Raw genomic sequence first — 25,399 nt, 5'->3', positions numbered from 1 at the left:
CAATCTGTCCCGGATGCCGCACACACATATGCGTCAGCGTCCAGAACGCGGGGAACCCCCACCGCAAGCGCAGACAACCCGCACACAACGACGCACCGCTATTGAGCCTGAAGCACCAGCAACGCCAAGTCATCGTCCGGCGGAGCCACGTCGTACTCGTGCACCGCCCGCCGGATCCGCTCCGCCACCCCCGCCGCCCCCAGCCCGGCGCAAGCCGCCAGCACGGCCGCGAGCCCGTCGTCGTCGTCGAACTGGCGGCCTCCGCTGCGCCGCTCCGTCACCCCGTCGGTGACGCACAGCAGCGTGTCCCCGGGGGCCAGGTGGAACGATTCGCTGCGGTACCGCGCGTCGTCCGTGATCCCCAGCAGTATCTGCGGCGTGGCCGCGGGCCGCACCGCACCGCCTTCCGTGAGGAGCAACGGCAAGGGGTGGCCGGCGCTGGCCAGCGTGCAGAGGGCGCCGCGGCCGCCCGATCCGTCGCCCTCCGGGATGATCTCCCCGTACAGGAGGGACAGGAACCGCGGCCCCGCGTCCCAGCCCGGGCCGAGCGCGTCGCCGAGCGTGGCCGCCGCGGCCTCGTCCGCGAGGGCGCGGTTGAGCCGGTCGAGGACCTCCGCGACCCCGTACCCCTCGCGTGCGAGGAGCCGCATGACGGGCCGGGCGAGGCCGGTGACCGCCGCGGCCTCGGGACCGTTGCCCTGGACGTCGCCGAGGGCGAAGCACCAGCGGCCGCCCCCCGCGGGGAAGAGGTCGTAGAAGTCGCCGCCGACGACGTCCGCGCGCGTGGGCTCGTAGACGACGGCGGTGTCGACGCCCGGCACGGCGCCGATCCCGGCGGGCAGCAGGCCGCGCTGCAGGACCCGGCTGATCATGGCCTGGCGTGCGTACTGGCGGGCGGTGCCCACCGCGAGCGCGACCCGTCGCGCGAAGTCCTCGATGAGCCCGATGACCTCGTCGGGGAAGCGCATCAGCCCCGTACGCCCCAGCAGCAGCGTGCCGTGGCAGCGGCCGCCGGTGATCAGGGGGCAGGCGAGTGCCGCGCCGACCGTGTCCCCGCCCTGGGCGGTGGCGGGCCAGGGCCAGGGGACGGCGCCGGCGCGGGTGCCCGGGGGCGGCGGCTCCTTCTCCAGCACCATGCGGAGCCCGTCGATGCGGCTCTCCGCGGCGTGCCAGACGCGGGCCAGGCGCGGCTCGGTGTTCTCGGGGCCGTCCCCGGACAGCCAGACCGCGCACCAGTCGGCGAGCCGGGGAACGAGCAGCTGCCCGGCGAGGGAGGCGACCATGTCCTCGTCGAGCTGCCCGGCGAGCAGGTCGGAGGCCTCGGCGAGGAAGGAGAGCGAGCCGCGGCTGATCCATTCGCTGTCGTGCCGCCGCAGGCCGCGGTGCGGCATGGGCGCGAGGATCTCGGTGGCGCGCAGTCCGCGCATCAGGGCGCGGTCGGCCTCGGGGGCCGGGGGCAGGACACCCCTGGGTTCGCGCATGACGGCCAGCCGGCACCAGATGGTCTTCCGGTCGCGCCGGTAGGTGATGCCCCACTCCTCGGAGAGCGCGGAGACGAGCTGCAGGCCGCGCCCGCCGTCGCGGCCCTCGCGGGCGAGTTCGGCCCGGTCGCGGACGACGCGGGCCGGGTGGTGGTCGGAGACCTCGACGACGAGCCCGCCCTCGTCGCGTCCGCCGGGCGCGGCGCTCTCCAGCCGGCAGAGCAGCTCGACCGTCGTGCCCGCGTGGATGACCGCGTTGGTGACGAGTTCGCTCACCAGGAGCACCGCGTCGTCCACGAGATGGTCACCGATGCTCTCGGCCGGCCAGGGCTCCTCCGTGGTCCATTCGGCCAGCGCGGCACGGACGAACTTCCGCGCGGCGGAGGCCGCGAGCTGATTCCCGGGCAGGCTGGTACGGGAGACGAACTCCCGTGGCATGGAATCAGGCCCCACTGTGCGGCTCCCGAGCAGATCCGGCATTGCGCCCTTAACGGCACGTCCAGCGTGACAGACTGAGCGCGCCCATAAGCGCCGAGTCACCGAAGAAGGCCATCATGGCTCTCAAATCGGCTGTTCCCGCCCCGAAAACCGCTGCTCCCGCCCGTCCGCGTGTCGTCGACCCGCCCCCGGACGGAGAGTGGATCCGCGTGGCGGAACTGCGGCCGCTGCTGACGGCGATGCGCTCCCTGCGCGACGGCGACTTCGGTGTGCGGCTGGGCGAAGGGACAAAAGGGGTGCAGGCCGAAGTCGCCGGAACGTTCAACCCGATCGTCGCCCGGGAGCAGCACTTCTCCCCCGAACTGGCCGGCGTCATGCGGGAGGTCGTCCGCCGGGGCACGCTCGACGAGCGGCTCGCGGAGAGCCCCGGCCAGGGTTCCTGGGCGATGAGCGTGCGGGCGGCGAACTCCCCGATCGGCGCGCTGGTGATCCCGGCGGCGAACGCGACCCGGGTGCTGGACGCCGCGGCGGGCGGCGACTTGACGCAGCGGGTGGATCTGCACGACGGCAGCCGGCCGCTCCGCGGGGACCTGCGGAGACCGGGCCGGGCGGTCAGCCGCATGGTGGAACAGTTGTCGCTGTTCACCGGGGAGGTGACCCGGGCCGCCCGGGAGGTCGGCACCGACGGCCGGCTGGGCGGCCAGGCCCGGGTGGAGGATGTGTAATGATGCCCGAGACGGACGGCTACGAGCCGATCGAGGCCATCCGCCGCACACCGCGCTTCGCCGAGTTGCCGATCATCGCCCTCACGGCGAAGGCGATGCCGGGCGACCGCGAGCGCTCCATGGCCTGCGGCGCCGGCGACTACGTGCCCAAGCCGGTGGACGTGGACCGGCTGCTGCACGTGGCGCATCTGCTGCGCGACCCCGAGGCTGCGCAGGACGGCGACGGCCCCGGCCCCTACGACCCCGCGAGGCCCACATCGTGAACCCGGGCACCACCGGCACCGTCGGCGGCACGGCGGGCATCCTCCTCGTCGACGACATGGAGGACAACCTCGTCGCCTTGGAGGCGATCCTCGGCGCGCTCAACCAGCCGCTGGTCCGCGCCCGTTCCGGGGAGGAGGCGATGAAGGCACTGCTGCGCCAGGAGTTCGCGGTGGTGCTGCTCGACGTCCTGATGCCCGGCATGGACGGCTTCGAGACCGCCGCGAACATCAAGCGCCTCGACCAGACCAAGGACATCCCGATCATCTTCCTGACCGGGAACGACCTGGACACCACCTTCGCCTTCCGCGGCTACTCCACCGGCGCGGCGGACTACCTGACCAAGCCCTTCGACCCCTGGGTGCTGCGTGCCAAGGTGACCGTCTTCATCGACCTGCACCACAAGACCCGGCAGCTGCGGGGCCTGCTGGAACGTGACCGGGGCCGGCTCGAGGCGATGGAGCGGCGCCTCGCGGCCGTCGAACGGCAACTCGCCGCCGACGGCCGTCCGGACGTCACCGCGCTCGCCCACCGCGTGGCCCGGCTGGAGCGCGCGTTCCGCGGCGCGGACCTGCCGGGCCCCCGGGTGGGCGACTGAGGACGGGCTCAGCCCTCCCGCGTACCGGCGTACATGTCCTCGATCAGGTCCTTGAACTCCCGCTCCACGACCGGGCGCTTGAGCTTCAGGCTCGGCGTGAGGTCGCCGTGCTCGACGTCGAGGTCGCGGGGCAGCACGCGGAAGGTCTTGATCTGCTGCCAGCGCTGCAGGTCCTCGTTGACCCGCTTCACGTAGCCGTCGATCAGCTCCCGCACCTGCTCGGAGGCGACGACCTCCGCGTAGGACCGGCCCTCCAGGCCGTTCTCCTTCGCCCAGCCGAGGATCGTGGGCTCGTCGAGGGCGAACAGGGCGGTGCAGAAGTTGCGGTCGGCGCCGATCACCAGCACGTTGCTGATGAAGGGACAGGCGGCCTTGAACTGGCCCTCGACCGCCGCCGGCGCGATGTACTTGCCGTTGGAGTTCTTGATGATGTCCTTCTTGCGGTCGGTGATGGTGAGGAAGCCGTCCGCGGAGAGCTCCCCGATGTCACCGGTGTGGAACCAGCCGTCCGGCTCGAGCACCTCTGCCGTCTTCTCGGGCAGCCCGTGGTAGCCCTGCATGATGCCGGGGCCGCGCAGCAGGATCTCGCCGTCCTCGGCGATCCGGACCTCGGTGCCGGGCAGCGGCTTGCCGACCGTGCCGGTGCGGTACGCCTCGCCGGGGTTGACGAAGCTGGCGGCGCTGGACTCGGTCAGTCCGTAGCCCTCCAGGATGTGGATACCGGCGCCGGAGAAGAAGTAGCCGATCTCCGGGGCGAGGGCGGCGGAGCCGGAGACACAGGCGCGCAGCCTGCCGCCGAAGGCCTCGCGGAGCTTGGCGTAGACCAGGCGGTCGGCGACGGCGTGCTTGGCGGAGAGCGCGAAGGGGGCACTGGCGTTGCCGGTGCGGCGGCGGTTGTCCTGGGTGGCCTTGGCGTAGTCGCGGGCGACCTCGGCGGCCCACTTGAAGATCCGGTACTTGGCCGCGCCGCCGGCGCGGGCCTTGGCGGCGACGCCGTTGTAGACCTTCTCGAAGATGCGCGGGACGGCGGCCATGTAGGTGGGCTGCACGACCGGCAGATTCTCGATGATCTTGTCGACGCGACCGTCGACAGCGGTCACGTGCCCGATGGTGATGTGACCGGCGGTGAGCACCTTGCCGAAGACGTGCGCCAGCGGCAGCCAGAGGTACTGGACGTCCTCGGCCTCCAGCAGGCCGTTCGCCTGGATCGCCCGGGCCATGTACGCCCAGCAGTCGTGCGGCAGCCGTACGCCCTTGGGGCGGCCGGTGGTGCCGGAGGTGTAGATCAGGGTGGCCAGCTGGTCCTTGGTGATCTCCCCCACGGCCTTGCGTACCGCCTCGGGGCTCTTCTCCAGGTAGACCTTGCCGCGCTGCTCCAGCTGGGCCAGCGAGAGCACCCAGCCGTCGTCCCCGAGGTCGGCGCCGTCGGCGTCGACGACCACGACGTGGGCCAGCTCGGGCAGCTCCGCGCGACGCTCGACGGCCTTGGCCAGCTGCGCCGCGTTCTCGGCGATCAGCACCCGGCTGCCGGAGTCGGCCAGGATGAAGGCCGTCTCGTCGGCGTTGGTGCTCGGGTAGACGGTGGTGGTGGCCGCTCCGGCGCACAGCACGCCGAGGTCGGCGAGGATCCACTCGACCCGGGTGGCGGAGGCGATGGCCACCCGCTCCTCGGGGCGTACGCCCAGGTCCATCAGGCCCGCGGCGATGGCGTAGACCCGGTCGGCGGCCTGCTTCCAGGTCAGCGAAGTCCAGGATTCCCGTCCGCCGTCCGCCGACGGCACCGGGAACCGGTACGCCTCGGCATCGGGCGTCGCCTCGACGCGCTCCAGGAACAGGTTCGCCACGGAGGGCGGCCGGTTCTCGATCAAAGTCTGCGTGTCGGTCACGACAACCTCCGGGGGCCCGCCTCTTTGCTGGGTGACTCGTGAGTAACTACCGAGTGGTGATCAGACTAGGGAATCGACGCCCGCTTGGTAAGGGGCTGCGGTCACCGCGATGCAACCGTGACGACCAAAATGCATGCCACATACATATAACGGCGGGCCCGCCCGGAATCCGGGGAGCCCGCCTTCCGGCCGCGCCGGCCACCCGTCGGCGGCACCGGAGGGTCGCGGCGATCAGCCTCCGATGGGCAGGCCGCCGATCATGGCCTTGGTGCCCCCGGCCTTGCTGGCCCCGCCGAGCAGCTCGTTCGTCTTCCCGGTGACCGCCTTGAGGCCGGTCTTGGTGACCTCGTCCTTGGCGTCCAGGATCTTCATCGGCCCGTTGCCGAGCGGGAGGGCCTCCCCGGCGAAGGCGGGGGACGCGGCGGCACCGGCGGCGCCCAGCGCGATCACGGAACCGGCGACGACGGCCGCGGCCTTCGAGTACTTCACGTCACATTCCCCTTCCGCAGCGGCGTCTTTCGCCGCTGTCACGATGAGTAACGTCACGAGCTCCCGGCAGAAACCGCGCACGCCCGGCTTTTTGCCAATCACCCGAATGCCGGGCCGTTCATACGAAAGAGCGCCTGCCCGGTCATCGGACAAGCGCCCCTCGCGTGCGGCGGGTTGGACCGCGCCGGCGGCTACTTCTTCTTGGCCGCGGCGTCGTCGCTGGAGAGCACCGCGATGAAGGCCTCCTGCGGCACCTCCACGGAGCCGACCATCTTCATCCGCTTCTTGCCTTCCTTCTGCTTCTCCAGCAGCTTCCGCTTGCGGGAGATGTCACCGCCGTAGCACTTGGCGAGGACGTCCTTGCGGATGGCGCGGATGGTCTCGCGGGCGATCACCCGGGATCCGATGGCGGCCTGGACCGGCACCTCGAAGCTCTGCCGCGGGATGAGCTCGCGCAGCTTGGCCACCAGGCGCACGCCGTACGCGTACGCGTTGTCCTTGTGCGTGATCGCGGAGAAGGCGTCGACCTTGTCGCCGTGCAGCAGGATGTCCACCTTGACCAGGCTGGAGGACTGCTCGCCGGTGGGCTCGTAGTCGAGCGAGGCGTAGCCGCGGGTCTTGGACTTCAACTGGTCGAAGAAGTCGAAGACGATCTCGGCGAGGGGAAGGGTGTAGCGGATCTCCACCCGGTCCTCGGAGAGGTAGTCCATGCCCAGCAGCGAGCCCCGCCGGGTCTGGCAGAGCTCCATGATCGCGCCGATGAACTCGGTGGGCGCCAGGATAGTGGCCCGCACCACCGGCTCGTACACCTCGGAGATCTTGCCCTCGGGGAACTCGCTGGGGTTGGTGACGGTGTGCTCGGCGCCGTCCTCCATCACCACGCGGTAGACCACGTTGGGAGCGGTGGCGATCAGGTCGAGGCCGAACTCGCGCTCGAGGCGCTCGCGGATCACGTCCAGGTGGAGCAGGCCGAGGAAGCCGACACGGAAGCCGAAGCCGAGGGCCGCGGAGGTCTCCGGCTCGTAGACCAGGGCGGCGTCGTTGAGCTGGAGCTTGTCCAGGGCGTCGCGCAGCTCCGGGTAGTCGGAGCCGTCCAGCGGGTAAAGGCCCGAGAACACCATGGGCTTGGGGTCCTTGTAGCCGCCCAGGGCCTCGGTGGCGCCCTTGGTCTGCTGGGTGATCGTGTCACCCACCTTGGACTGGCGGACGTCCTTCACACCGGTGATCAGGTAGCCCACCTCGCCGACGCCCAGACCGTCGGCCGGCAGCATCTCGGGCGAGTTGGTGCCGATCTCCAGCAGCTCGTGGGTCGCGCCGGTGGACATCATCCTGATCCGCTCGCGCTTGCTGAGCTGACCGTCGACGACCCGGACGTAGGTGACGACGCCGCGGTAGGAGTCGTACACCGAGTCGAAGATCATCGCGCGGGCGGGTGCGTCCCCCACGCCGACCGGCGCCGGGACGGTCTCCACGACGCGGTCCAGCAGCGCCTCGACGCCGAGCCCGGTCTTGGCGGAGACCTTCAGCACGTCCGAGGGGTCGCAGCCGATGAGGTTGGCCAGCTCCTCGGAGAACTTCTCGGGCTGCGCGGCCGGCAGGTCGATCTTGTTCAGCACCGGGACGATGGTGAGGTCGTTCTCCATCGCCAGGTAGAGGTTGGCCAGCGTCTGCGCCTCGATGCCCTGGGCGGCGTCGACCAGCAGAATCGTGCCCTCGCAGGCCGCGAGCGACCGCGACACCTCGTAGGTGAAGTCCACGTGCCCCGGGGTGTCGATCATGTTCAGGATGTGGGTCTTCCCCTGACCAGCGCCCTCGGTGGGCGCCCAGGGCAGACGGACGGCCTGGGACTTGATCGTGATGCCGCGCTCGCGCTCGATGTCCATCCGGTCGAGGTATTGGGCGCGCATCTGCCGCTGATCCACCACACCGGTGAGCTGGAGCATCCGGTCGGCAAGCGTCGACTTGCCGTGGTCGATGTGCGCGATGATGCAGAAATTGCGGATCAGCGCCGGGTCGGTACGGCTCGGCTCCGGCACGTTCGAAGGGGTCGCGGGCACGCAGGGTCCTGTCTCTTGAGGCGCCTGTCGCCTCTGGTCGGATCGATACGTATGGCTCCTATAGTCCCATGGCCGGGACCCACGGCCATGCCGGGCGGCCGGCGAGGGGCCGGGACCTGCCCCGGCGGCCGCCGGTTTGGGCGGCGCGGTGGCCGACTGCTAACCTGGGCAGTCGCGCCTCGTGCCCTCTACCCGAGGTGCGAACCCCATCAGATCAAACCTGAAAAGGCTCTTTCGTGGCGAACATCAAGTCCCAGATCAAGCGCAACAAGACCAACGAGAAGGCGCGCCTGCGCAACAAGGCCGTCAAGTCCGAGCTCAAGACCGCCATCCGCCGCACCCGTGAGGCCGTGGCCGCCGGCGACGTCGAGAAGGCCAACGAGGCCGCGCGTCTCGCCGCCAAGAAGCTCGACAAGGCCGTGAGCAAGGGCGTCATCCACAAGAACCAGGCCGCCAACAAGAAGTCGGCGCTGGCCGTCAAGGTCGCCTCCCTCCAGGGCTGAGCCTTCTCGTACGCAGTACCCCGCCGGTGACGGACACAGCGGTCCCTCTCACCCGCTCCTCCACCGGCACCCTTGATCTTCCGGCCGCACGCGGCCTGCGTTCGCCACGCGGGTGCGGCCTCCGAAGGGCCCCGTACCTCCCCGGTACGGGGCCCTTCGGGCTTGGTAGATATGCCATGTTCATGCCGGTACGGCGGGAATGCCGCGCCGTCACGGGGGGATGACGAAGGGCTGTGCAGCCAGAGCCTGTCGTCGGCTTCCCTCCCCCAGCCTTCGGCCGGGGGTGCCCCCACCACACGGCACCTGGCCTCGGCTGCGTCGTCGGATCGTCCGAGCAGCCCGCTACGAGGACGACTCTCCGCCTTGCGATTGCACCGCGCCCGGGGACACCCCCAGCGGAGCCGGGGGTGCCGATGTGACGACAGGCTCCCGGCCCTGGGCCACCGCTGCCGGCGTCAGCGGGAGCGGGCCGCGCGGGCGACCGCCACGACCGCCTTCTCCAGCGCGTACGCGGGGTCGGCGCCGCCGCCCTTGACCGCGGCGTCGGCCTCGGCGACCGCGCGCAGGGCGGCGGAGACCCCGTCGCCGGACCAGCCGCGCATCTGCTGCCGTACCCGGTCGATCTTCCACGGCGGCATGCCCAGGTCCCGGGCCAGGTCCGCGGGCCGCGCCCCGCGCGGAGCGGAGGCAAGCTTGCCGATGGCCCGTACGCCCGAGGCGAGCGCGAAGGTGATGCCGGGCAGCGGCTGGCCGACCGCGACGGCCCAGCGCAGCCGCTCCAGCGCCTCGGCGGCGCGGCCGGTCACCGCCAGGTCGGCGACCTCGAAGCCGGTGGCCTCGGCCCGGCCCGTGTAGTAGCGGGCGACCACGGCCGCGTCGATCGCGCCCTCCACGTCGGCGGCGAGCTGGGCGCAGGCACTGGCGAGCTCCCGCAGGTCGCTGCCGATGGCGTCGACCAGGGCCTGGCAGGCCTCGGGCGTCGCGGACCGGCCGAGGGTGCGGAACTCCTGGCGGACGAAGGCCAGCCGGTCCGCGGGCTTCGTCATCTTCGGGCACGCCACCTCGCGCGCCCCGGCCTTGCGTGCCGCGTCCAGCAGGCCCTTGCCCTTGGCACCACCCGCGTGCAGCAGGACGAGCGTGATCTCCTCGACGGGGGTGTCGAGATAGGCCTTCACGTCCTTGACCGTGTCGGCGGACAGATCCTGCGCGTTCCGCACGACCACGACCTTGCGCTCCGAGAAGAGCGACGGGCTGGTCAGCTCCGCGAGCGTGCCCGGCTGGAGCGCGTCCGGAGTGAGATCGCGCACGTCGGTGTCGGCGTCGGCCGCCCGCGCCGCCTGCACGACCTCCCGCACCGCGCGGTCGAGGAGCAGGTCCTCCTGCCCCACGGCGATCGTCACGGGGGCGAGCGGGCTGTCTGTCGTACTGTTCCTGGCCATCGCGGTCCAGCATCCCACGCGGGTCCGACACAATGTCCCGGTGACCGACGTAAGACATGTGCTCGTCCTCCCCGACCGCGATGCCGCCGAGGACGCCGCCGACGAAGCCGCCGAGCGCTTCGACCTGCCCACCCGTCCCCAGCTCGTCCGCGACGCCCTCGCGGGGGAGGACGACGCCGAGGACGCCCAGTGGCTCGTCGTCATAAGCGATGACGACGAGGAGCTCGATCCCGCCGCGCTCAACGCGCTGGCGGAGGAGTTCGAGGGCTGGCTCGAGGAGGAATAGACCGTGCCGCTGCGCGTACCGGTGCAGCGCCGTCGCCCGCAGGATCCGGGGACGCAGCGTCCCGAGGCGGCCGGGGTGCTCCCGGCCGCCGCCTTCAACCAGCGCGTACGCCTTCTGGTCGAGGCCGTCGACCAGCCCGACGAGCTCGCCCTCGCCGAGGGCCTGATGGAGGCCCGGGGCTGGACGGTACGCCGCGCCGGCCGTGAGGACTCCCCCGTCACGGCGGGCGGGAGCCGGGTCGCGCTGGTCGTCGAGGTCCGGCTCAACGGCTCCCGCTGGCGGGCCGAGAAGGCGGCCTGCGGCGCGGTCGAGCGGCTGGCCAGGACCCACCAGCTCGGCCTGTGGGTCAGGGACGCGGCGCTGCTGGCCCGGCCTGACGACCCGCGGACGGAGTACCGCGTGATCCGCCGTCCCGGCGACGGCTCCTCTTGGCGGAGCCGGCTCGCGCGGTGGTGGGCGGCGTGCGGCGGACGCGGCGCACACCGGCTGCTGCGCCTGCCGAACGGGCTCACCCGGGAGGCGATCGAGCGGGAGCTGACGGAACGGCCACTGGGCGGGGACGAGTTCACCGCCGAGGCGTACGAACTGCGGCCCGTCCCGCCCGAGACGGAGCAGGAGGCTGCCGTCCGGGCACGCCGCAGGCTGCCCCGGGTGTGGATGCTGCCCGCCGCCGCGGGCCTCGTCGCCGCCGCGGTGGGCGGTCGCGCCCTGCCCGGGCCGCCGGGCACCGCCGTCGCGGTCCCGGTCCTGGCGGCGCTGACCCTGCTCTGCGCGCCGGGGGTGTACTTCGCGCTGCGCGACTCGTGGTTCTCGCGGAACGCGGTCTGGCTGGTACCGCTGGCCCTTCCGGTGGGATGGTCGCTGGTCAGCTGGCTCGGCCGGCTGATGCAGGCGTTCTACCTCGGCTGGTTCGGCATTCCGTCCTCCTCGGTCCGCTCCACCGAGGACCTGTGGCGGTACGCGGCCGCCGCCGAACCTCTGTGCCTCGCCCTGGCGTTCGTCCTCTTCCTGACGGCGGTGACGGGCTGGCTGCGGCATGTGCACGTCGCCAAGGGCGACAACCGCCTCGCCCTGGTCGCCGTCACCGTGCTGCTCTCGGCGGCCTTCGCCCTCACCTCGCTCGTCGTCGGTTCCCGCGACGCCGACTCGGCCGCCCGGGTCGCCGCGTCCGCCGCCGGGCGGGGGGAGACCCCGCCCGCGTACTTCGGGCTGCGGGGCACCCTGATGTGCGTCGTGCCCGTCGGTGACGGACCACTCGCCGTGGAGAACGGCCCGGTGCCGTCCGGCCGCGCCGTCCTGTCCTTCGGCAGCTCCGAGGAGTGGATCTGGCTCTGGGACCCGCGGCGTTCGCAGGCCTTCTCCGTACGCCGGGAGGACGTGCGGCTGCTGCCCGTGCCCGCGGTCAGCGGGAGTCGCCGAACAGAATGCGGTAGATGATCAGGAGGACGAGCGCGCCGCCTATGGCCGCGCCCCACGTGGGCAGGTCGTAGAAGTTCTTGGTGATGGGGTGGTCCAGGAACTTCGCCGAGATCCAGCCGCCGACCACGGCGCCCGCGATACCGATCAGCGTCGTCCCGACCAGCCCGCCCGGGTCCTTGCCGGGGAGCAGTATCTTCGCGATGGCGCCCGCGAGGAGGCCCAGTACGATCCAGCCGATGATGGTCATGCCGTCAACCTGCCACGGCCTCCGGTCCTTCATGCCTGCTGAGACCGAGCCATGGGCATCCCGTGACAAGGTGGTTGCACTTCCCGGAAAGCTCCCGGCTCGCGCACCGGCACGGTGGGCACCGCGCGACGCCGCGCCGGCGCCCGCCTCGGTGCCGCCACCTGCGGTCCGCTCGCCTTCAAGCCGCTGAGGCGGCGCCGCTGTTCGGCGTGCGCGGGCAGGGCGTGCCCGCTGCCCTCACTGTGTGGCGGGACGCGAAAACCTGGTGACGTCCCCGGTGGTGCTTCTGCACGATGGCCGGGTCGGCCCGTCCGAGCCAGGAGGCCCCGTGGTCCACCGCACGATCGTCCCCACCCTGTTCCCGCCGCCCGGCTACGCGCATGCCGCGGTCGTCGACGCCGGGCAGCGGATCGCCTTCATGGCGGGTTCCGTGCCCCTCGACGCCGAGGGCGCCCTGGTGGGGCCCGGTGATCCGGTCGCCCAGGCGCGGCAGGTCGTCGCCAATCTCGCGGAGGCCCTGCGCGCTGTGGGCAGCGGTCTGGAGCACGTGGTCGCCAGCACGGTGTACGTCGTCGGGTCCGACACCGCCGAGTTGTCACGGGTCTGGGAGGTCGTCCGGGCCTCGGGGCTGAGTGCCGGGCCCCATACGTCGACGCTGCTCGGCGTCGGCTGCCTCGGGTACACCGGCCAGTTGGTGGAGATCACGGCGACGGCGGTGGTGCCGTGACCCGTGGCGCGGAGCTCATCCCTGCCAGGCGCGCACCAGCTCCTCGGGGCCCCAGTGGGCGGCCAGGGGGAGGCCGGGGGTGACGCCGGAGCGGGAGACCGCGACGAGGGGTGTGGCGGAGGTCGCGCCGGGGACGGCCGGCACGTCGCGGACGAGGGCTTCGTATTCGTGGCGGCCGAAGGGGTGGGTGTCGAACCACTTGATCGAGCCGACGAAGTGGACCTGTGCGGCCACCGGTTCGCGGTCGGCGCCGACGAGGTCCACCTCCGGGTTGTTCTGGCGGTTCCACCAGCCGCCGACGACCTCGGTGCGGGGCCACGCCTCGTCGGGGAGCAGCCGCTGCAGGCCGGCGCGGACGACGGGTTCGACAGCGCGGCCGCGCCAGGTGGGCCAGGAGCGCTCGAAGCGGTCGAGGGCGAGGTCGCCGCGGCCGCGTTCGATCAGCGGGAGAGCGCGGTCCACGAAGGCCAGCCAGAAGCGGAGGTACGGGTCGGCGATGCGGTAGCGCTTGTTCTTGGTGTCGGCCTTGGTGGACAGCGGGAGGTCGGCGGCCAGGACGCGCTTGGTCAGCAGGGTGCCGAGCAGGGGCGAGAGGGTGCCCGAAGGAAGCGGGTGGGCGCCGCCGGTGTGGGCGGCGATGGAGGAGAAGGTGCGTTCGCCGCTGCCGACGGCCTCCAGGACGGCGCGGGAGTGGGAGGCCTCGGGGAACTCGCCGAGCAGGGAGAGCTCCCCCGCGACGAGGAGCGGGGAGAGCGGGGTGGAGAAGGCCTCGCGCAGGAAGGCGGTGCGGGAGGTGCCGGGCCGCCACGACTGGACGATCTCCGGGAAGCCCCCGGTGATCAGGAGCGCGTCCACGGCGTCGGCGGCGCCGAGACCGGTCATGGCCTGCACGTCGGCGAGGTGCAGGGGGCGCACGGTCATCTTGGTGCCGCGGCCGAAGAAGGGGCGGCCGTAGGTCTGGAGGGCCTCCATCACCGACATGTCGCTGCCGACCAGGACCAGGAGAACGGGCTTGGCGGACAGGTGGCGGTCCCAGACGGTCTGCAGGGCTCCTTCGAACTCGGGGTCCTGCTCGACCAGCCAGGGCACCTCGTCGATGACGGCGATGCTCGGCGTGGTGTCGGGGGCGGCGAGGGCGAGCGAGCGCAGCGCCTGGTTCCAGTCGGCGGCCTGGAGCCCGGCGACGAGATCGGCGCCGGGCAGGGCGGACTGGGCGAGGGCGGTGGCGAAGTCCGCCCGCTCCGCCGCGGGGTTCCGGCCGCGGGTGGCCTGGAAGACCATGTAGGGCAGCCCCGAGCGGTCGCAGAACTCCTGGACGAGCCGGGATTTCCCGACGCGGCGCCGGCCGGTCATGATCACGGCTTGGCCGCGGGTAGCGGCCGTGCCCTCGGTGACCAGGCGCAGTTGGTGGTTGAGGCGCTCGAGGTCGGCGGTGCGGCCCGTGAACTCCATCGGCATCGGCCCCTGCGGCGAGTATGAAGGTAGACCGGATCTTACGTAGATCGAGTCTTACTTTACCTCGGGGACCCGGTCCAGGGCGAGGCCGAAGCTGTCGCGGTAGGCGGAGAGGACGACGTCGTCGGTGTCCAGGGGTTCCTCGAGGCGAGTGCCGTCCGGGGCGGTGGTGATGAGTGTGCGGCCGGAGAGCGTGAGCCGGCCGCCGTCCTCGGTGAGGCGGGAGCAGACGAGGGACTGCGTGAAGTGGGACTTCGGCGAGGTCTGCTGGTACCAGGAGCCGACCTCGAAGTCGGCGAGGTCGCGCGGGCGCGGTTCGAGACGGAAGACCGGGACGCCGTCGTGGTGGAGGTCGAGGTCGCCGTGCGGGGCCGGGGTGAAGCGGAAGACGCCGCCGGGGTCGGACTGGTCGGTGTCGGGGGTGAGGCGGAGGGGGTGGTGGGCGTGGCGGCCGAAGCCGACGTCGGCGAGGAGTGTGGCCCCGTCGCCGGTGCGGACGTGGAGCGCCATGTGGTCGAAGGGGATGCCGAGGCGTCCGCCGTTGATCGTGCGGGCCGCGCAGTGGGTGACGTCGTAGCCGAGGGCGGCGAGCAGTGCCCCGAAGGCGCCGTTGAGCTCGTAGCAGAAGCCGCCCCGGCGAGCACTGACGATCTTGTTGCGGAGGGCATCGGGGTCCAGGGAGACGCCCTCGCCGAGATGGATGGAGAGGTTCTCGAAGGGGACGGCGATCAGGTGGCGCAGGTGCAGCTCGCGGAGAGCCGCCGCGTCGGGGCGGGCGGGGCGGGAGGCGCCGATGCGGTGGAGGTATGCGTCGACCTGGGATGCGTCCATGGGGCCAGTCTTGGGGAAACGGCGGCTCCGGCGCTACAGGCCGGTAGTTTCGCGAGCATGACACGAACGCTGCGCGAGCGACACGCCGGTGCGATGCGCCGGCTCCGGGACGACGAGGACGTGTGGGTGGCGACGGCGGACGCGGAGGGGGTGCCGTGCCTGGTCCCGCTCTCCTTCTGGTGGGACGGGGAGGAGTTGTGGCTGGCGACGCGGACGACGAATCCCACGGGGCGGAACCTGGAGACGTCGGGACGGGTGCGGATGAGCCTGGGGCACACCCGGGATCTGGTGCTCATCGACGGCTCGGCGAGGGTCGTGCGGTGTGCGGAGCTGCCGGAGGGCGTCGGCGAGGCGTTCGCGGAGAAGGCCGAGTGGGACCCGCGAGGCGACGGCCCTTCGTACGCGTTCTACGCGATTCGGCCGCAATGGGTGCAGGCCTGGGGGACGGTATCCGAGATGCGAGACCGTGACCTGATGAAAGATGGGGCGTGGCTATTCTGATCCGCGAGCGCTGATATGTGCAGCACGAGACGCATATCACTTGGGTTTGCGTTGGACGGGCGGTAGTTGATCTTCGGATTTCGTTGTCTGGAGGCTCTTGACGGGGACTTGACGCGCGCGGTTTCATCCTCGGAACCGGAAGTGAATATTCCGTTCATGTTTCCCTGGACCGGAGGCGGTAGCCCCCTTCAGCCCGACCCGATCGGATGCGCGCATGACCGACACGCTCCACCCGCCGGCGGCCCCGCACTCTCCGCTGGCCCCTCCCATCGAAGCGCCGAAGTCCCTGAAGAGGTCGATCGGCGTGGTCGGTGGAACCCTGCTGACGCTCTCGTGCCTGACCCCGGCATCGTCGCTGTTCGTCATCGTGCCGCCGCTCTTCGCCGATCTGGGGACGGGTACGGCGCTGACCATCGTGATCGCGGCGATCCTCTGCATCGCGGTGGCCTTCTGCTATTCGGAGCTGGGGACGCTGATCCCGAGCGCCGGTGGCGAGTACGCGATGGTGGGCACGCTCATCGGGCGGCTGGCCGGGTGGATCGTGTTCGTGCTGTCCCTGATCGTCGTCATGATCGTGCCGCCGATCATCGCGCTCGGCACAGGTGAGTACCTGGCGCCGATCATGCAGATCGACCCGAAGACAGCGGGCGCCGCGGTCATGCTGCTCGCGACCGTCATGGGCCTGCTGGACCTGCGGGCGAACGCCTGGATCACGGGCATCTTCCTGGTCCTGGAGGTCGTCGCGGCGGGGGTCGTGGCCTTCCTCGGCTTCTCGCACACCTCGCGGTCCGCTTCGGTGCTGATCCACCCGGTGACGGAGGCTGGGCACGGGGTGAGTTCGGCGGTCACGGCGGGGACGATCATCGCGGGGCTGGCGATCGCGCTCTTCGTGCTGCAGGGCTTCAGCACGGCCGTGTACCTGTCCGAGGAGATGGAGAACCCGCGGCACACGGTCTCCCGCACCGTGCTGTGGACGCTGGGCATCGGCGCGCTGGTGGTGATCGTGCCGACGATCGCGATCACACTGGGCGCTCCCGACATGAACTCGCTGATGGCCGGTGACCTCTCCGCCCTCGTCCGGGGCTGGAGCAACTCGGCGGTCGGCACCTTCATCAGCCTCTGCATCGCGCTGGCGATCATCAACGCGGGCATCGTGATGGTCATCCAGAACTCCCGCGTGCTCTACGCCTCCGCGCGGGACCGTGCCTGGCCGACCCCGGTCAACAAGGCCTTCGGCACGCTGAGCAAGAGGTTCGGCGCTCCGTGGATCGCGACGCTCGCGGTCGGCGTACCGGGCGCGGTGCTGTGCTTCGTGCCGGTGGAGACCCTGAGCGGCGTCACGGGTGTCGCGGTCGCGGCGATGTACATCGTCGTCGCCCTGGCGGCCCTCGGTTCGCGACGCGGTGGGCACAAGGAGCGGTCGGCCTGGCGCATGCCGCTGTGGCCCGCGGTGCCGCTGCTCCTGGTCGTCGTGCTGGCGTACGTGCTGACCCAGCAGACGGCGCAGGACCTGGTGATCACCGGTGTGATCGTCGCGGCCTCCCTGGCCTACTGGCTGCTCTACCTGCGGCCGCGGCAGAGCACCCGTTGGGTGATCTCCGTGCCGGAGGAGGAACTGGGGCTCGAGAAGGTCTGAGCCGCCCCTCCCTCGGGCGTGTGGGGCCCGTACCGGTCGCGTACCGGTGCGGGCCCTTCGCCGTCTGCGGACGACTCGCTCCGCGCCACCGGACGGGCCGGCCGCGGCGGCCCGCAGATCCTCCCGGTCCCCCAGGACGGCGATCGGGCCGTCCCGGTCGGTGCGCAGGACGGTCGCGCCCTGGGCGCGCAGAGCGGCGACGGTGCGCGGTGACGGGTGGCCGTAGGGGTTGCCGGCGCCGCAGCTGACGACGGCGAGGCGGGGGCGGAGACGGGCCAGGAGGCCGGGGTCCTGGTACGCGGAGCCGTGATGGGCGACCTTGAGGACGTCGACGCGCGGCAGCTCCGGGGCGGCGGTCAGGAGCGCGCGCTGGGCGGCGGGCTCCAGGTCCCCGAGCAGGAGCACGGTGAGCCCGGCCGTGCGGACCAGCAGGGTGACGCTGGCGTCGTTGGGGCCGGAGTCGTCTGCGGCCCGCGGCACGGCCGGGGAAGGCCACAGGACCCGCCAGTCCAGGGAGCCCAGGCGGCGGTGCTCGCCGGCCTCCGCGCGCAGCAGGGGGACGCGGGCGGCGGCTGCCTGACGGCGTACGAAGGCCGCCTGGTCGGAGGGCTCGTCCAGGGTGGTGGTCTCGATGGCGCCCACGGCCCGGCCGCGCAGGACCCCGGGCAGGCCGGCGACATGGTCGGCGTGGAAGTGGGTGAGGAGGAGCAGCGGGACCACGGTGACCCCCAGGGAGCGCAGACAGCGGTCGACGAGGCGGGGCTCCGGGCCGGTGTCGACCACCAGAGCGGTGCCGTCGCCCGCGGACAGCACCAGCGCGTCGCCCTGACCGACGTCGCAGGCCACCAGCCGCCAGGAGGGCAGCGGCCAGCCGGTCACGGACCGGGGCAGCGGGATGGGGCGCAGGACGGCCGACACGACCAGCAGTACGACGACGGCGCACAACCACGGACGCCTCAGGAGGCGGCGCCCCACGGCGACCGCCATCACCGTGAGGGCGGCGAGGAGCAGGGCACCCGCCCATGTGCCCGGCCAGTCGAGCGTCGCGCCGGGCAGGGCGGCACCGTGCCGGGCCACCGCCGCGATCCAGCCGGCCGGCCAGGCGGCGAGCCAGGCGAGGGCCTTGGCGGCGGGTATGGCGAGCGGTGCGGCGGCCAGGGCGGCGAACCCCAGGACGGTGGCCGGGCCCACCGCGAGCTCCGCCAGCAGATTGCAGGGGACGGCCACCAGGCTGACGTGGGCGGCCAAGACGGCCACCACCGGGGCGCACACCGCCTGCGCGGCACCCGCCGCGGCCAGGACCTCCGCCAGACGCGGCGGCACCCTCCGGCGCCGCAGGGCGGCGCTCCAGCGCGGCGCGAGGGCGAGGAGGGCACCGGTGGCCAGCACGGACAGGGCGAAGCCGTACGAGCGCGCGAGCCAGGGGTCGTAGAGGAGCAGCACCAGTGCGGCCGCGCACAACGCGGGCAGCAGGCTGCGACGCCGGCCCGTGCCGATGGCGAGCAGGGTGATCAGCCCGCAGGCGGCCGCGCGCAGCACGCTGGGATCGGGACGGCACACGACGACGAACCCCGCGGTGAGCACTCCCCCGAGCACCGCCGTCAGCCGGAGCGGGATCGCCAGCCGCGGCGCGAGACCACCGCGCTCGGCACGCAGGGCGGCACCGGGCGGACCGATCAAGAGGATCAGGACCAGCGAGAGATTGGAGCCGCTGACCGCGGTCAGATGGGTCAGGTCGGTGGCCTCGAACGCGTCGTGCAACTCCACCGGGATACGGGACGTGTCACCGACGACCAGACCCGGTAGGAGGGCCCGGGCATCGGAGGGCAGGCCGTCGGTCGCCTCACGCAGCCCCGCACGCAGGCCGCCGGCCATGCGTTGCGCGCGACTCGGCGGACCGACGACACGGGGCGGGCCATGGGCCGACAGGACCGCGGCGATCCGGTCGCCCGGCCCCGCCGGCGGAGCGAGGCGGGCCTCCACGGCGATACGGGCACCGGGCAGCAACCGCAGCCATGGGGCGGTCGGTTGCCGGGCGATGACCAGGACCGGGGTGCGGACAGCGGTCGTTGTGCCCTGTGCCGTCACCCGCACGGCCTCCGCCTCCAGCAGCGCGGCGTCCGGGGCCCGGGCGGCACCGCTCACATGCGGGCGGACCACGCGGGGATCGGCGATCAGCGCCAACTCCACCGCCGCGTGAGCATGTTCGGCCGCGAGCCCGGGAAGCGGACCGCGGTGGAGATCCGCGGCGTGCAGACCGGCGACGGCGCCGGACGCAGCCGCGCACAGCAGCACGGTGGCGACCGTCGCCCACCCGCGTACGAGCAGCGCCACCGCCCCCAGGGCAGCCGGCACGCACGCCCACGCCACGGCTTCCCCCGGTACGGCGAGGGCCACGCCCGCGGCAAGCCAGGCCGCCAGGGCGGGCGCCACCAACCGCAGGTCCGGCGGGCCCTCTTGACGGGGATTCGACGCGCCCCGGGGCGAGGCGGCCGCGGCGTGCACCGCCGGGCGGGGCGCGCTCACGGGGTGACCAGCGACTTCAGATCGGAGAACCGGCGGTCCCCGATGCCGTTGACATCGCGCAACTGCTCGACGGACGTGAAGCCGCCGTGCCGCGTGCGGTAGTCGATGATGTGGCGGGCGAGCACAGGACCCACTCCGGGCAGCGCGTCCAGCTGCTCCGCGGTGGCGGCACTGAGACTGAGGGGGCCGGTCGCGGCGGCGGCCCCCGGAATCGCGGCGGACGGCGGCCCGGCGGGGCGGCCCACGACGATCTGCTCTCCGTCGGCCAGCAACCGGGCCAGATTCAGGGCACTGGTGTCCGTGCCGGGTAGCGCTCCCCCGGCGGCGGCCAGGGCGTCCGCCACGCGGGACCCGGCAGGCAGGCGGCGCAGCCCCGGCCTCCTGACCTTGCCGGCGATGTCGACGACCAGCACCGGTGCGGCCCCCGGCGCGGGGCGGGGCACCCGTGGCGCGACCGCGGCAGGCGCCTGTGCCGCGGCGGGCAGCGCCGAGGCGGCCGGGGGCACCGCGACGGTGCGCGGTCTGCCCGTCCGGAAGTGGTGCACCGCGAAGGCCAGGGCGACGAGGAGCACGACGGCAACGGCGACCGCGGTCTTCGCCTCGATGCCGCAGCGGACGGAGAACCAGGTGGGGAGGCGTTCGGTCAGAGCGAGTCGCCACGCGGCGCCGCGCGTGGTCGGTTCCGGGACAGCCGGGGCTGCCGGGGTTCTCGGGGCTGCCGGGGCTGCCGGGGCCTGCGCAGGAGGCGGCTGGGGCGCGGCGGCCTCGCCCCGGGCCGTTGGGCGGGGCGGGGGGTCGAAGAGGGCGGCGGCCCGCTCGCGGACGGCCCCAGGGGTGGGGGCCGCGGCGGAAGTGTGCCTGCGGTGGCGGGTGGTTGCGGTGGTCGGTCCCATGTCAGGGACGGTAGGAGGGTGCGCCGAGGCAAGATGATCTTGCGGAAGTTCTGTGGATTACCGGGGGGTTGTGGAAATCCGTGTCACCCGAAAGAGGTCGCCCGAGCCGCGGGCTTCTCTCCCACCGCACCTCTTCCCGACACCATGGACGCCGCCGCTCCGCGACCCTTGTCCCGTACCCCCGTACCCCGCCGCTCCAGAACCCGGGGCTCCAGCACCCGGGGCTCCAGCACCCCGCCGCCCCCACCGGTCAGCGCGTCAGAGCGGGGAGACGACCGCCCCCAGGAGCCCCGGGCCCGTGTGGGCGCCGATGACCGCGCCGACCTCGCTGAGGACGAGCGTGTTGAGCCCGGGAACCCGCGCGCGCAGCCGCTCGGCCAGAGCGGCGGCGCGGTCCGCGGCGGCCAGGTGGTGGACGGCGATGTCGACAGTCCGCGTGCCCGCGCGCTCGACGACGATCTCCTCGAGCCGCGCCAGCGCCTTGGACGCCGTACGGACCTTCTCCAGCAACTGGATGCGGCCCTCGTCCAGCTGCAGCAGCGGCTTCACCGCGAGCGCCGACCCGAGCAGTGCCTGCGCGGCGCCGATGCGGCCGCCCCGCCGCAGATAGTCCAGCGTGTCCACGTAGAAGTACGCCGAGGTGTCCGACGCCCGCTTCTCCGCGGCCGCCACGATCTCGTCCGCGGAACCGCCCGCCTCCGCCGCCTCTGCGGCGCTCAGCACCGGAAAACCGAGGGCCATGGCGACCATCGCGGTGTCCACGACGCGCACCGGCACCGGCGCCTCCGCGCCCGCGAGCAGCGCGGCGTCGTACGTGCCGGAGAACTCGGCCGACAGATGGAGGGAGACGATCTCGGTCGCGCCCGACTCCGCCACCGCGCGGTAGGCGGAGGCGAATTCCCCGGGGCTCGGCCGCGACGTGGTCACCGGCTTGCGGCGCTGCAGGGCGCGCGCGACCGCGGGCGCCGAGACCTCGGTACCCTCTTCCAGCGCTTCGTCGCCGATCACCACCGCCAGGGGCACCACGGTGATCCGGTGCCGGGTCAGGGCCTCCTGCGGCAGGTAGGCCGTGGAATCGGTGACGATAGCGACATGGGACGACATGTGCGGGAGGTTACCCGCGCCGAAGGCCAGGCGACAGTACGGCTCCCCTGAGGTGAACCGGGGTGAACGCCCCCGACTCCGCCCAACCCCTCACAACGCCTTGGGCGGACGGCCCGCGCCGGGCTCCGGCGCCCGCGCCCGCTCGCGCCGCAACTCCGGCTGCGGCCGCGGCCCCGAATCCGGCTCCGGCAACGAGGCCGGCGCCCAGTGCCGCAACGCCCCCGCCTCCAGGTCGATGTCGCGGCCCAGCGCCGCGAGGTCGTCGTCGGCGAAGCGGCGGGCACGGTCCTGGGCGGCCCAGCGCAGCGAGTCCGCGGAGTGGGTGATGCGCCGCGCACGTTCCTCGAGCTCGCCGATCCGGGCGGCGATGCGCGTCCGGTCGGGCTCGCGCTCCAGCAGCCTGAGCTCCGCGTCGAGCTCCTTGGCGTGCGAGCGCAGCCGGCCGAGCAGGGCGACGGCCTCGCTCAGTGATGAGTCGGCGGCGGCCTGCCCCTCCAGCGCCTCCGCCGTGCTCGTGATCGACGTGCGCAGCGCCAGACGCAGCTCGGCGAGCTTCCCCGCGGGCCCGGGCCGGCTGTAGCGGCGGGCCTTGAGGCCGGTCTCCTCGACCACACGGCGGGCCTCGATGCTGGTGCGCTCCACCCCGCGCTTCACGGCCCGCACGGTCTTGACCGTGGCGACGGCGCCGAGGACCACGAAGGACGCGAAGAGCAGCAGGATCACGGCGACGGCGACATCCACGGCGGCTCCTCTGCCCGGTCCGGCCGGTCCGTGCGGCCGGCCCGATCTGCTCCATCGACTGGTGTGCCCACCGTAAACGGACGGGGGCGGGTAAGGGTTCCGGGAGAACCCTTACCCGCCCCTGAGATCCACCGGGACATCGGCCCGATCAGACCGGCGGGACCGGCCCCGCGGGACCAGTCCCCCGGCTGCCCGCCGGCCCCATCAGGCCGGAACGATGTTGACCAGCTTCGGCGCGCGCACGATCACCTTGCGGACACCCGCCCCCGCCAGCGCGGCGACGACGGCCGGATCGGCCAGGGCCTGGGCCTCCAGGTCGGCCTCGGAGATCGCCGGCGGCACCTCCAGGCGGGCCTTGATCTTGCCCTTGATCTGGACGACGCAGGTGACGGTCTCGTCCACCACGTACGCCGGGTCGGCCACCGGCAGGTCCTCGTACGCCAGGGACCCGTCGTGCCCCAGCCGCCGCCACAGCTCCTCGGCGATGTGCGGGGCCAGCGGCGCGATCAGCAGCACCAGGGACTCGGCCACCGGGCGCGGCAGGGGGCCGCCCGCCTTGGTCAGGTGGTTGTTCAGCTCGGTGATCTTGGCGATGGCGGTGTTGAAGCGCAGGCCCTCCAGGTCCTGGCGGACGCCGTCGATCGCCTTGTGCAGGGCGCGCAGGGTGTCCTCGTCCGGCTCGGCGTCCGTGACGGTCACCTCGCCCGTCGCCTCGTCGACGACATTGCGCCACAGCCGCTGCAGCAGCCGGTACTGGCCGATGACCGCGCGGGTGTCCCACGGCCGCGAGACGTCCAGCGGGCCCATCGCCATCTCGTACAGGCGCAGGGTGTCGGCGCCGTACTCGGCGGCGATCTCGTCCGGGGTGACGGCGTTCTTCAGGGACTTGCCCATCTTGCCCAGCTCGCGCTTGACCTGCTCGCCGCCGTACCAGTACCCGCCGTCCCGCTCTTCGACCTCGGTGGCCGGCACCGGGAAGCCGCGGCTGTCGCGGTAGACGTAGGCCTGGATCATGCCCTGGTTGAACAGCTTGTGGAACGGCTCGACGGACGAGATGTGCCCCAGGTCGAACAGCACCTTGGACCAGAAGCGCGCGTACAGCAGGTGCAGCACCGCGTGCTCGGCACCGCCGACGTACAGGTCGACGCCGCCGTGCGGCCGGCCCTCGCGCGGGCCCATCCAGTACTGCTCGATCTCGGGGTCGACCAGCTGCCGGTCGTTGTGCGGGTCCAGGTAGCGCAGCTCGTACCAGCAGGAACCGGCCCAGTTGGGCATGGTGTTGGTCTCGCGGCGGTAGCGGCGCACGCCCCGGCCGTCGCCCAGGTCCAGGTCGACGTGGACCCACTCCTCGTTGCGCGACAGCGGGGTCTCGGGCTCGGTGTCGGCGTCCTCCGGGTCGAAGGTGCGCGGCGAGTAGTCCTCGACCTCGGGCAGCTCCAGCGGCAGCATCGACTCGGGCAGGGCGTGGGCGACGCCGTCCTCGTCGTAGACGATCGGGAAGGGCTCGCCCCAGTACCGCTGGCGGCTGAACAGCCAGTCGCGCAGCCGGTAGTTGATGGTGCCCTGGCCGATGCCGCGCTGCTCCAGGTAGGCGATGACCTTGCGCTTGGCGTCGGCGACCTCCAGGCCGTTCAGGTCGATCTCGTCGTTGGCGGAGTTGATCGCCGGGCCCTGGCCGGTGTACGCCTCGCCCTCCCAGCCCTCGGGCGGCTGGACGGTGCGGATGATGGGCAGGTCGAAGACGGTGGCGAACTCCCAGTCGCGCTCGTCCTGGCCGGGGACGGCCATGATGGCGCCGGTGCCGTAGCCCATCAGGACGTAGTCGGCGACGAAGACCGGGATGCGGGTGCCGGTCAGCGGGTTGACGGCGTACGCGCCGCTGAAGACGCCGGTCTTGTTCTTGCCCTCGGTCTGCCGCTCGACGTCCGACTTGGCCTGGGCCTGCTTGCGGTAGGCCGCGACGGCCTCCGCCGGGGTGGCCGCGCCGCCGGTCCAGGCGTCCTTGGTGCCCTCCGGCCAGGCGGCCGGCAGCACGGTGTCGACCAGCGGGTGCTCGGGGGCCAGCACCATGTAGGTGGCGCCGAACAGGGTGTCCGGACGGGTGGTGAAGACGGTGATCGGGTCGGCTGCGTGGCCGTCGTGGACCTCCACCCGGAAGTCGACCTTGGCGCCCTCGGAGCGGCCGATCCAGTTGCGCTGCTGCAGCTTGATCGCCTCGGGCCAGTCCAGCGCGTCCAGGTCGGCCAGCAGGCGGTCCGCGTAGGCGGTGATGCGCATCATCCACTGCCGCAGCTTGGCCTTGAAGACGGGGAAGTTGCCGCGCTCGGAGCGGCCGTCGGCGGTGACCTCCTCGTTGGCCAGCACCGTGCCCAGCCCGGGGCACCAGTTGACCGCGGACTCCGAGGCGTACGCCAGGCGGTACTCGCCCAGGACGGTGTCACGCTCGGCGGGGGTTAGCCCGGCCCAGGAACCTCCCCCGGGCACGGCGCGCTCACCCTTCTCGAACTGCTCGATCAGCTCTCCGATCGGGCGGGCGCGGTCGGCCTGCTCGTCGTACCAGGAGTTGAAGATCTGCAGGAAGATCCACTGGGTCCACTTGTAGTAGTCCGGGTCGATCGTCGCGAACGACCGGCGCGGGTCGTGGCCCAGGCCCAGGCGGCGCAGCTGGCGCTGCATGTTCTTGATGTTGGCCTCGGTGGACACCCGGGGGTGGGTGCCGGTCTGCACCGCGTACTGCTCGGCGGGCAGGCCGAAGGCGTCGAAGCCCAGGGTGTGCAGCACGTTGTGGCCGGTCATCCGCTGGAAGCGGGCGAAGACGTCGGTGGCGATGTAGCCCAGGGGGTGGCCGACGTGCAGTCCCGCGCCCGAGGGGTACGGGAACATGTCCATGATGAACTTCTTGGGCTTGGCCAGCCGGCCGTCCCCGGCCAGGTCACCGCTGGGGTTGGGGGCCGCGAAGGTCTGGTTCTCGTCCCAGAAGTCCTGCCAGCGGCTCTCGATGTCGGCGGCCAGGGCGGCCGTGTAGCGGTGGGGCGCAGCCGCCTCGGCGGCGGGGGTGGTCTCGCTCATCGTCCTTCGTACTCCATCGCTGTCATGACGGCCTGCGGCCCGGCCGCCGTACGGACATCTGCCTGCGAACTGCGGAAACGAAAAAGC

General features: G+C 72.5%; 20 protein-coding genes and 2 pseudogenes. 9 read left to right on the top strand and 13 right to left on the bottom strand.

All coding sequences use genetic code 11. The features are described from left to right. Positions 1–98 precede the first annotated feature (98 nt). Positions 99–1,919 (bottom strand): SpoIIE family protein phosphatase, encoded by a 1,821-nt coding sequence (locus ACWDAS_RS03880; RefSeq protein WP_450387154.1) that lies wholly within the window; start codon positions 1,917–1,919, stop codon positions 99–101. Between the two features lie 239 nt (positions 1,920–2,158). On the opposite strand from ACWDAS_RS03880, the pseudogene ACWDAS_RS03875 reads away from it, so the two are divergent. The 3 genes and pseudogenes from ACWDAS_RS03875 to ACWDAS_RS03865 form a co-directional block, all read left to right on the top strand. After that, positions 2,159–2,635 (top strand): annotated as a pseudogene (locus tag ACWDAS_RS03875) (HAMP domain-containing protein); the annotation flags it as partial. Positions 2,636–2,646: 11 nt separating this feature from the next. Then, the gene (locus ACWDAS_RS03870; RefSeq protein ID WP_450387152.1) at positions 2,647–2,907 is read left to right on the top strand and encodes a response regulator; all 261 of its coding nucleotides are present in this window, start codon (positions 2,647–2,649) and stop codon (positions 2,905–2,907) included. A gap of 56 nt (positions 2,908–2,963) precedes the next feature. Beyond that, the gene (locus ACWDAS_RS03865; RefSeq protein WP_450387288.1) at positions 2,964–3,503 is read left to right on the top strand and encodes a response regulator; all 540 of its coding nucleotides are present in this window, start codon (positions 2,964–2,966) and stop codon (positions 3,501–3,503) included. 8 nt (positions 3,504–3,511) lie between these two features. On the opposite strand, the gene ACWDAS_RS03860 is transcribed toward ACWDAS_RS03865, so the two are convergent. From ACWDAS_RS03860 to lepA, 3 genes are all read right to left on the bottom strand, one after another. After that, positions 3,512–5,389: an AMP-dependent synthetase/ligase gene (locus ACWDAS_RS03860; protein ID WP_450387150.1), complete on the bottom strand. Its 1,878-nt coding sequence runs from the start codon at positions 5,387–5,389 to the stop codon at positions 3,512–3,514. 231 nt (positions 5,390–5,620) lie between these two features. Continuing rightward, the gene (locus ACWDAS_RS03855) at positions 5,621–5,878 is read right to left on the bottom strand and encodes a hypothetical protein (RefSeq protein WP_450387148.1); all 258 of its coding nucleotides are present in this window, start codon (positions 5,876–5,878) and stop codon (positions 5,621–5,623) included. Positions 5,879–6,069: 191 nt separating this feature from the next. Continuing rightward, positions 6,070–7,935, bottom strand: coding sequence for a translation elongation factor 4 (gene lepA / locus ACWDAS_RS03850; protein ID WP_450387146.1), 1,866 nt, complete (start codon positions 7,933–7,935; stop codon positions 6,070–6,072). A gap of 236 nt (positions 7,936–8,171) precedes the next feature. Here lepA and rpsT point away from each other — a divergent pair, with 236 nt between their 5' ends. After that, positions 8,172–8,438, top strand: a complete 267-nt coding sequence (rpsT, locus tag ACWDAS_RS03845) for a 30S ribosomal protein S20 (protein ID WP_450387145.1) — start codon at positions 8,172–8,174, stop codon at positions 8,436–8,438. A gap of 455 nt (positions 8,439–8,893) precedes the next feature. On the opposite strand, the gene holA is transcribed toward rpsT, so the two are convergent. Next, entirely contained in the window at positions 8,894–9,877 is a 984-nt protein-coding gene (holA, locus tag ACWDAS_RS03840) for a DNA polymerase III subunit delta (protein ID WP_450387143.1), read from the bottom strand. A 40-nt stretch (positions 9,878–9,917) separates the two neighbouring features. Here holA and ACWDAS_RS03835 point away from each other — a divergent pair, with 40 nt between their 5' ends. Both ACWDAS_RS03835 and ACWDAS_RS03830 read left to right on the top strand, forming a co-directional pair. Further along, entirely contained in the window at positions 9,918–10,163 is a 246-nt protein-coding gene (locus ACWDAS_RS03835) for a hypothetical protein (RefSeq protein ID WP_450387141.1), read from the top strand. 3 nt (positions 10,164–10,166) lie between these two features. Then, on the top strand, positions 10,167–11,600 hold the full coding sequence (locus tag ACWDAS_RS03830; RefSeq protein WP_450387140.1) for a hypothetical protein: 1,434 nt from the start codon (positions 10,167–10,169) through the stop codon (positions 11,598–11,600). On the opposite strand, the gene ACWDAS_RS03825 is transcribed toward ACWDAS_RS03830, so the two are convergent. Further along, a complete protein-coding gene (locus tag ACWDAS_RS03825; protein WP_450387138.1) occupies positions 11,566–11,829 on the bottom strand; it encodes a GlsB/YeaQ/YmgE family stress response membrane protein in 264 nt (87 codons plus the stop codon). The genes ACWDAS_RS03830 and ACWDAS_RS03825 overlap by 35 nt on opposite strands. A gap of 328 nt (positions 11,830–12,157) precedes the next feature. Between ACWDAS_RS03825 and ACWDAS_RS03820 the strand changes: the two genes are divergently transcribed. Further along, positions 12,158–12,556 carry a RidA family protein gene (locus tag ACWDAS_RS03820; protein ID WP_450387136.1) on the top strand — a complete coding sequence of 133 codons (399 nt, stop codon included), beginning with the start codon at positions 12,158–12,160 and terminating at the stop codon, positions 12,554–12,556. Positions 12,557–12,571: 15 nt separating this feature from the next. Here the strand turns inward: ACWDAS_RS03820 and ACWDAS_RS03815 are convergent, their stop codons facing one another. Both ACWDAS_RS03815 and ACWDAS_RS03810 read right to left on the bottom strand, forming a co-directional pair. Then, positions 12,572–14,008, bottom strand: a complete 1,437-nt coding sequence (locus ACWDAS_RS03815; protein WP_450387135.1) for an ATP-binding protein — start codon at positions 14,006–14,008, stop codon at positions 12,572–12,574. Positions 14,009–14,065: 57 nt separating this feature from the next. Continuing rightward, the gene (locus ACWDAS_RS03810; protein WP_450387133.1) at positions 14,066–14,842 is read right to left on the bottom strand and encodes an arylamine N-acetyltransferase family protein; all 777 of its coding nucleotides are present in this window, start codon (positions 14,840–14,842) and stop codon (positions 14,066–14,068) included. Positions 14,843–14,899: 57 nt separating this feature from the next. Here ACWDAS_RS03810 and ACWDAS_RS03805 point away from each other — a divergent pair, with 57 nt between their 5' ends. Together ACWDAS_RS03805 and ACWDAS_RS03800 are read left to right on the top strand one after the other, a co-directional pair. Continuing rightward, positions 14,900–15,343 (top strand): pyridoxamine 5'-phosphate oxidase family protein, encoded by a 444-nt coding sequence (locus ACWDAS_RS03805; protein WP_450387131.1) that lies wholly within the window; start codon positions 14,900–14,902, stop codon positions 15,341–15,343. Positions 15,344–15,557: 214 nt separating this feature from the next. Next, positions 15,558–16,979 (top strand): APC family permease, encoded by a 1,422-nt coding sequence (locus tag ACWDAS_RS03800; protein ID WP_450387129.1) that lies wholly within the window; start codon positions 15,558–15,560, stop codon positions 16,977–16,979. Positions 16,980–17,078: 99 nt separating this feature from the next. On the opposite strand, the pseudogene ACWDAS_RS03795 reads toward ACWDAS_RS03800, so the two are convergent. The 5 genes and pseudogenes from ACWDAS_RS03795 to leuS all read right to left on the bottom strand — a co-directional run. Further along, a pseudogene (locus ACWDAS_RS03795) lies at positions 17,079–19,505 on the bottom strand (ComEC/Rec2 family competence protein); the annotation flags it as partial. Next, positions 19,502–20,398 carry a ComEA family DNA-binding protein gene (locus ACWDAS_RS03790; RefSeq protein ID WP_450387127.1) on the bottom strand — a complete coding sequence of 299 codons (897 nt, stop codon included), beginning with the start codon at positions 20,396–20,398 and terminating at the stop codon, positions 19,502–19,504. The gene ACWDAS_RS03790 and the pseudogene ACWDAS_RS03795, both read right to left, overlap by 4 nt. 258 nt (positions 20,399–20,656) lie before the next feature. Continuing rightward, positions 20,657–21,502: a DegV family protein gene (locus ACWDAS_RS03785; RefSeq protein WP_450387126.1), complete on the bottom strand. Its 846-nt coding sequence runs from the start codon at positions 21,500–21,502 to the stop codon at positions 20,657–20,659. 90 nt (positions 21,503–21,592) lie between these two features. Then, the gene (locus ACWDAS_RS03780; protein ID WP_450387124.1) at positions 21,593–22,243 is read right to left on the bottom strand and encodes a hypothetical protein; all 651 of its coding nucleotides are present in this window, start codon (positions 22,241–22,243) and stop codon (positions 21,593–21,595) included. 204 nt (positions 22,244–22,447) lie between these two features. Then, on the bottom strand, positions 22,448–25,312 hold the full coding sequence (leuS, locus tag ACWDAS_RS03775) for a leucine--tRNA ligase (RefSeq protein ID WP_450387122.1): 2,865 nt from the start codon (positions 25,310–25,312) through the stop codon (positions 22,448–22,450). Positions 25,313–25,399 lie beyond the last annotated feature (87 nt).

Source organism: Streptomyces sp. NPDC001070 (assembly GCF_053598835.1).
The sequence above is the reverse complement of the archived record's forward strand: the minus strand, read 5'-3'. Positions and strand labels throughout refer to the sequence as shown.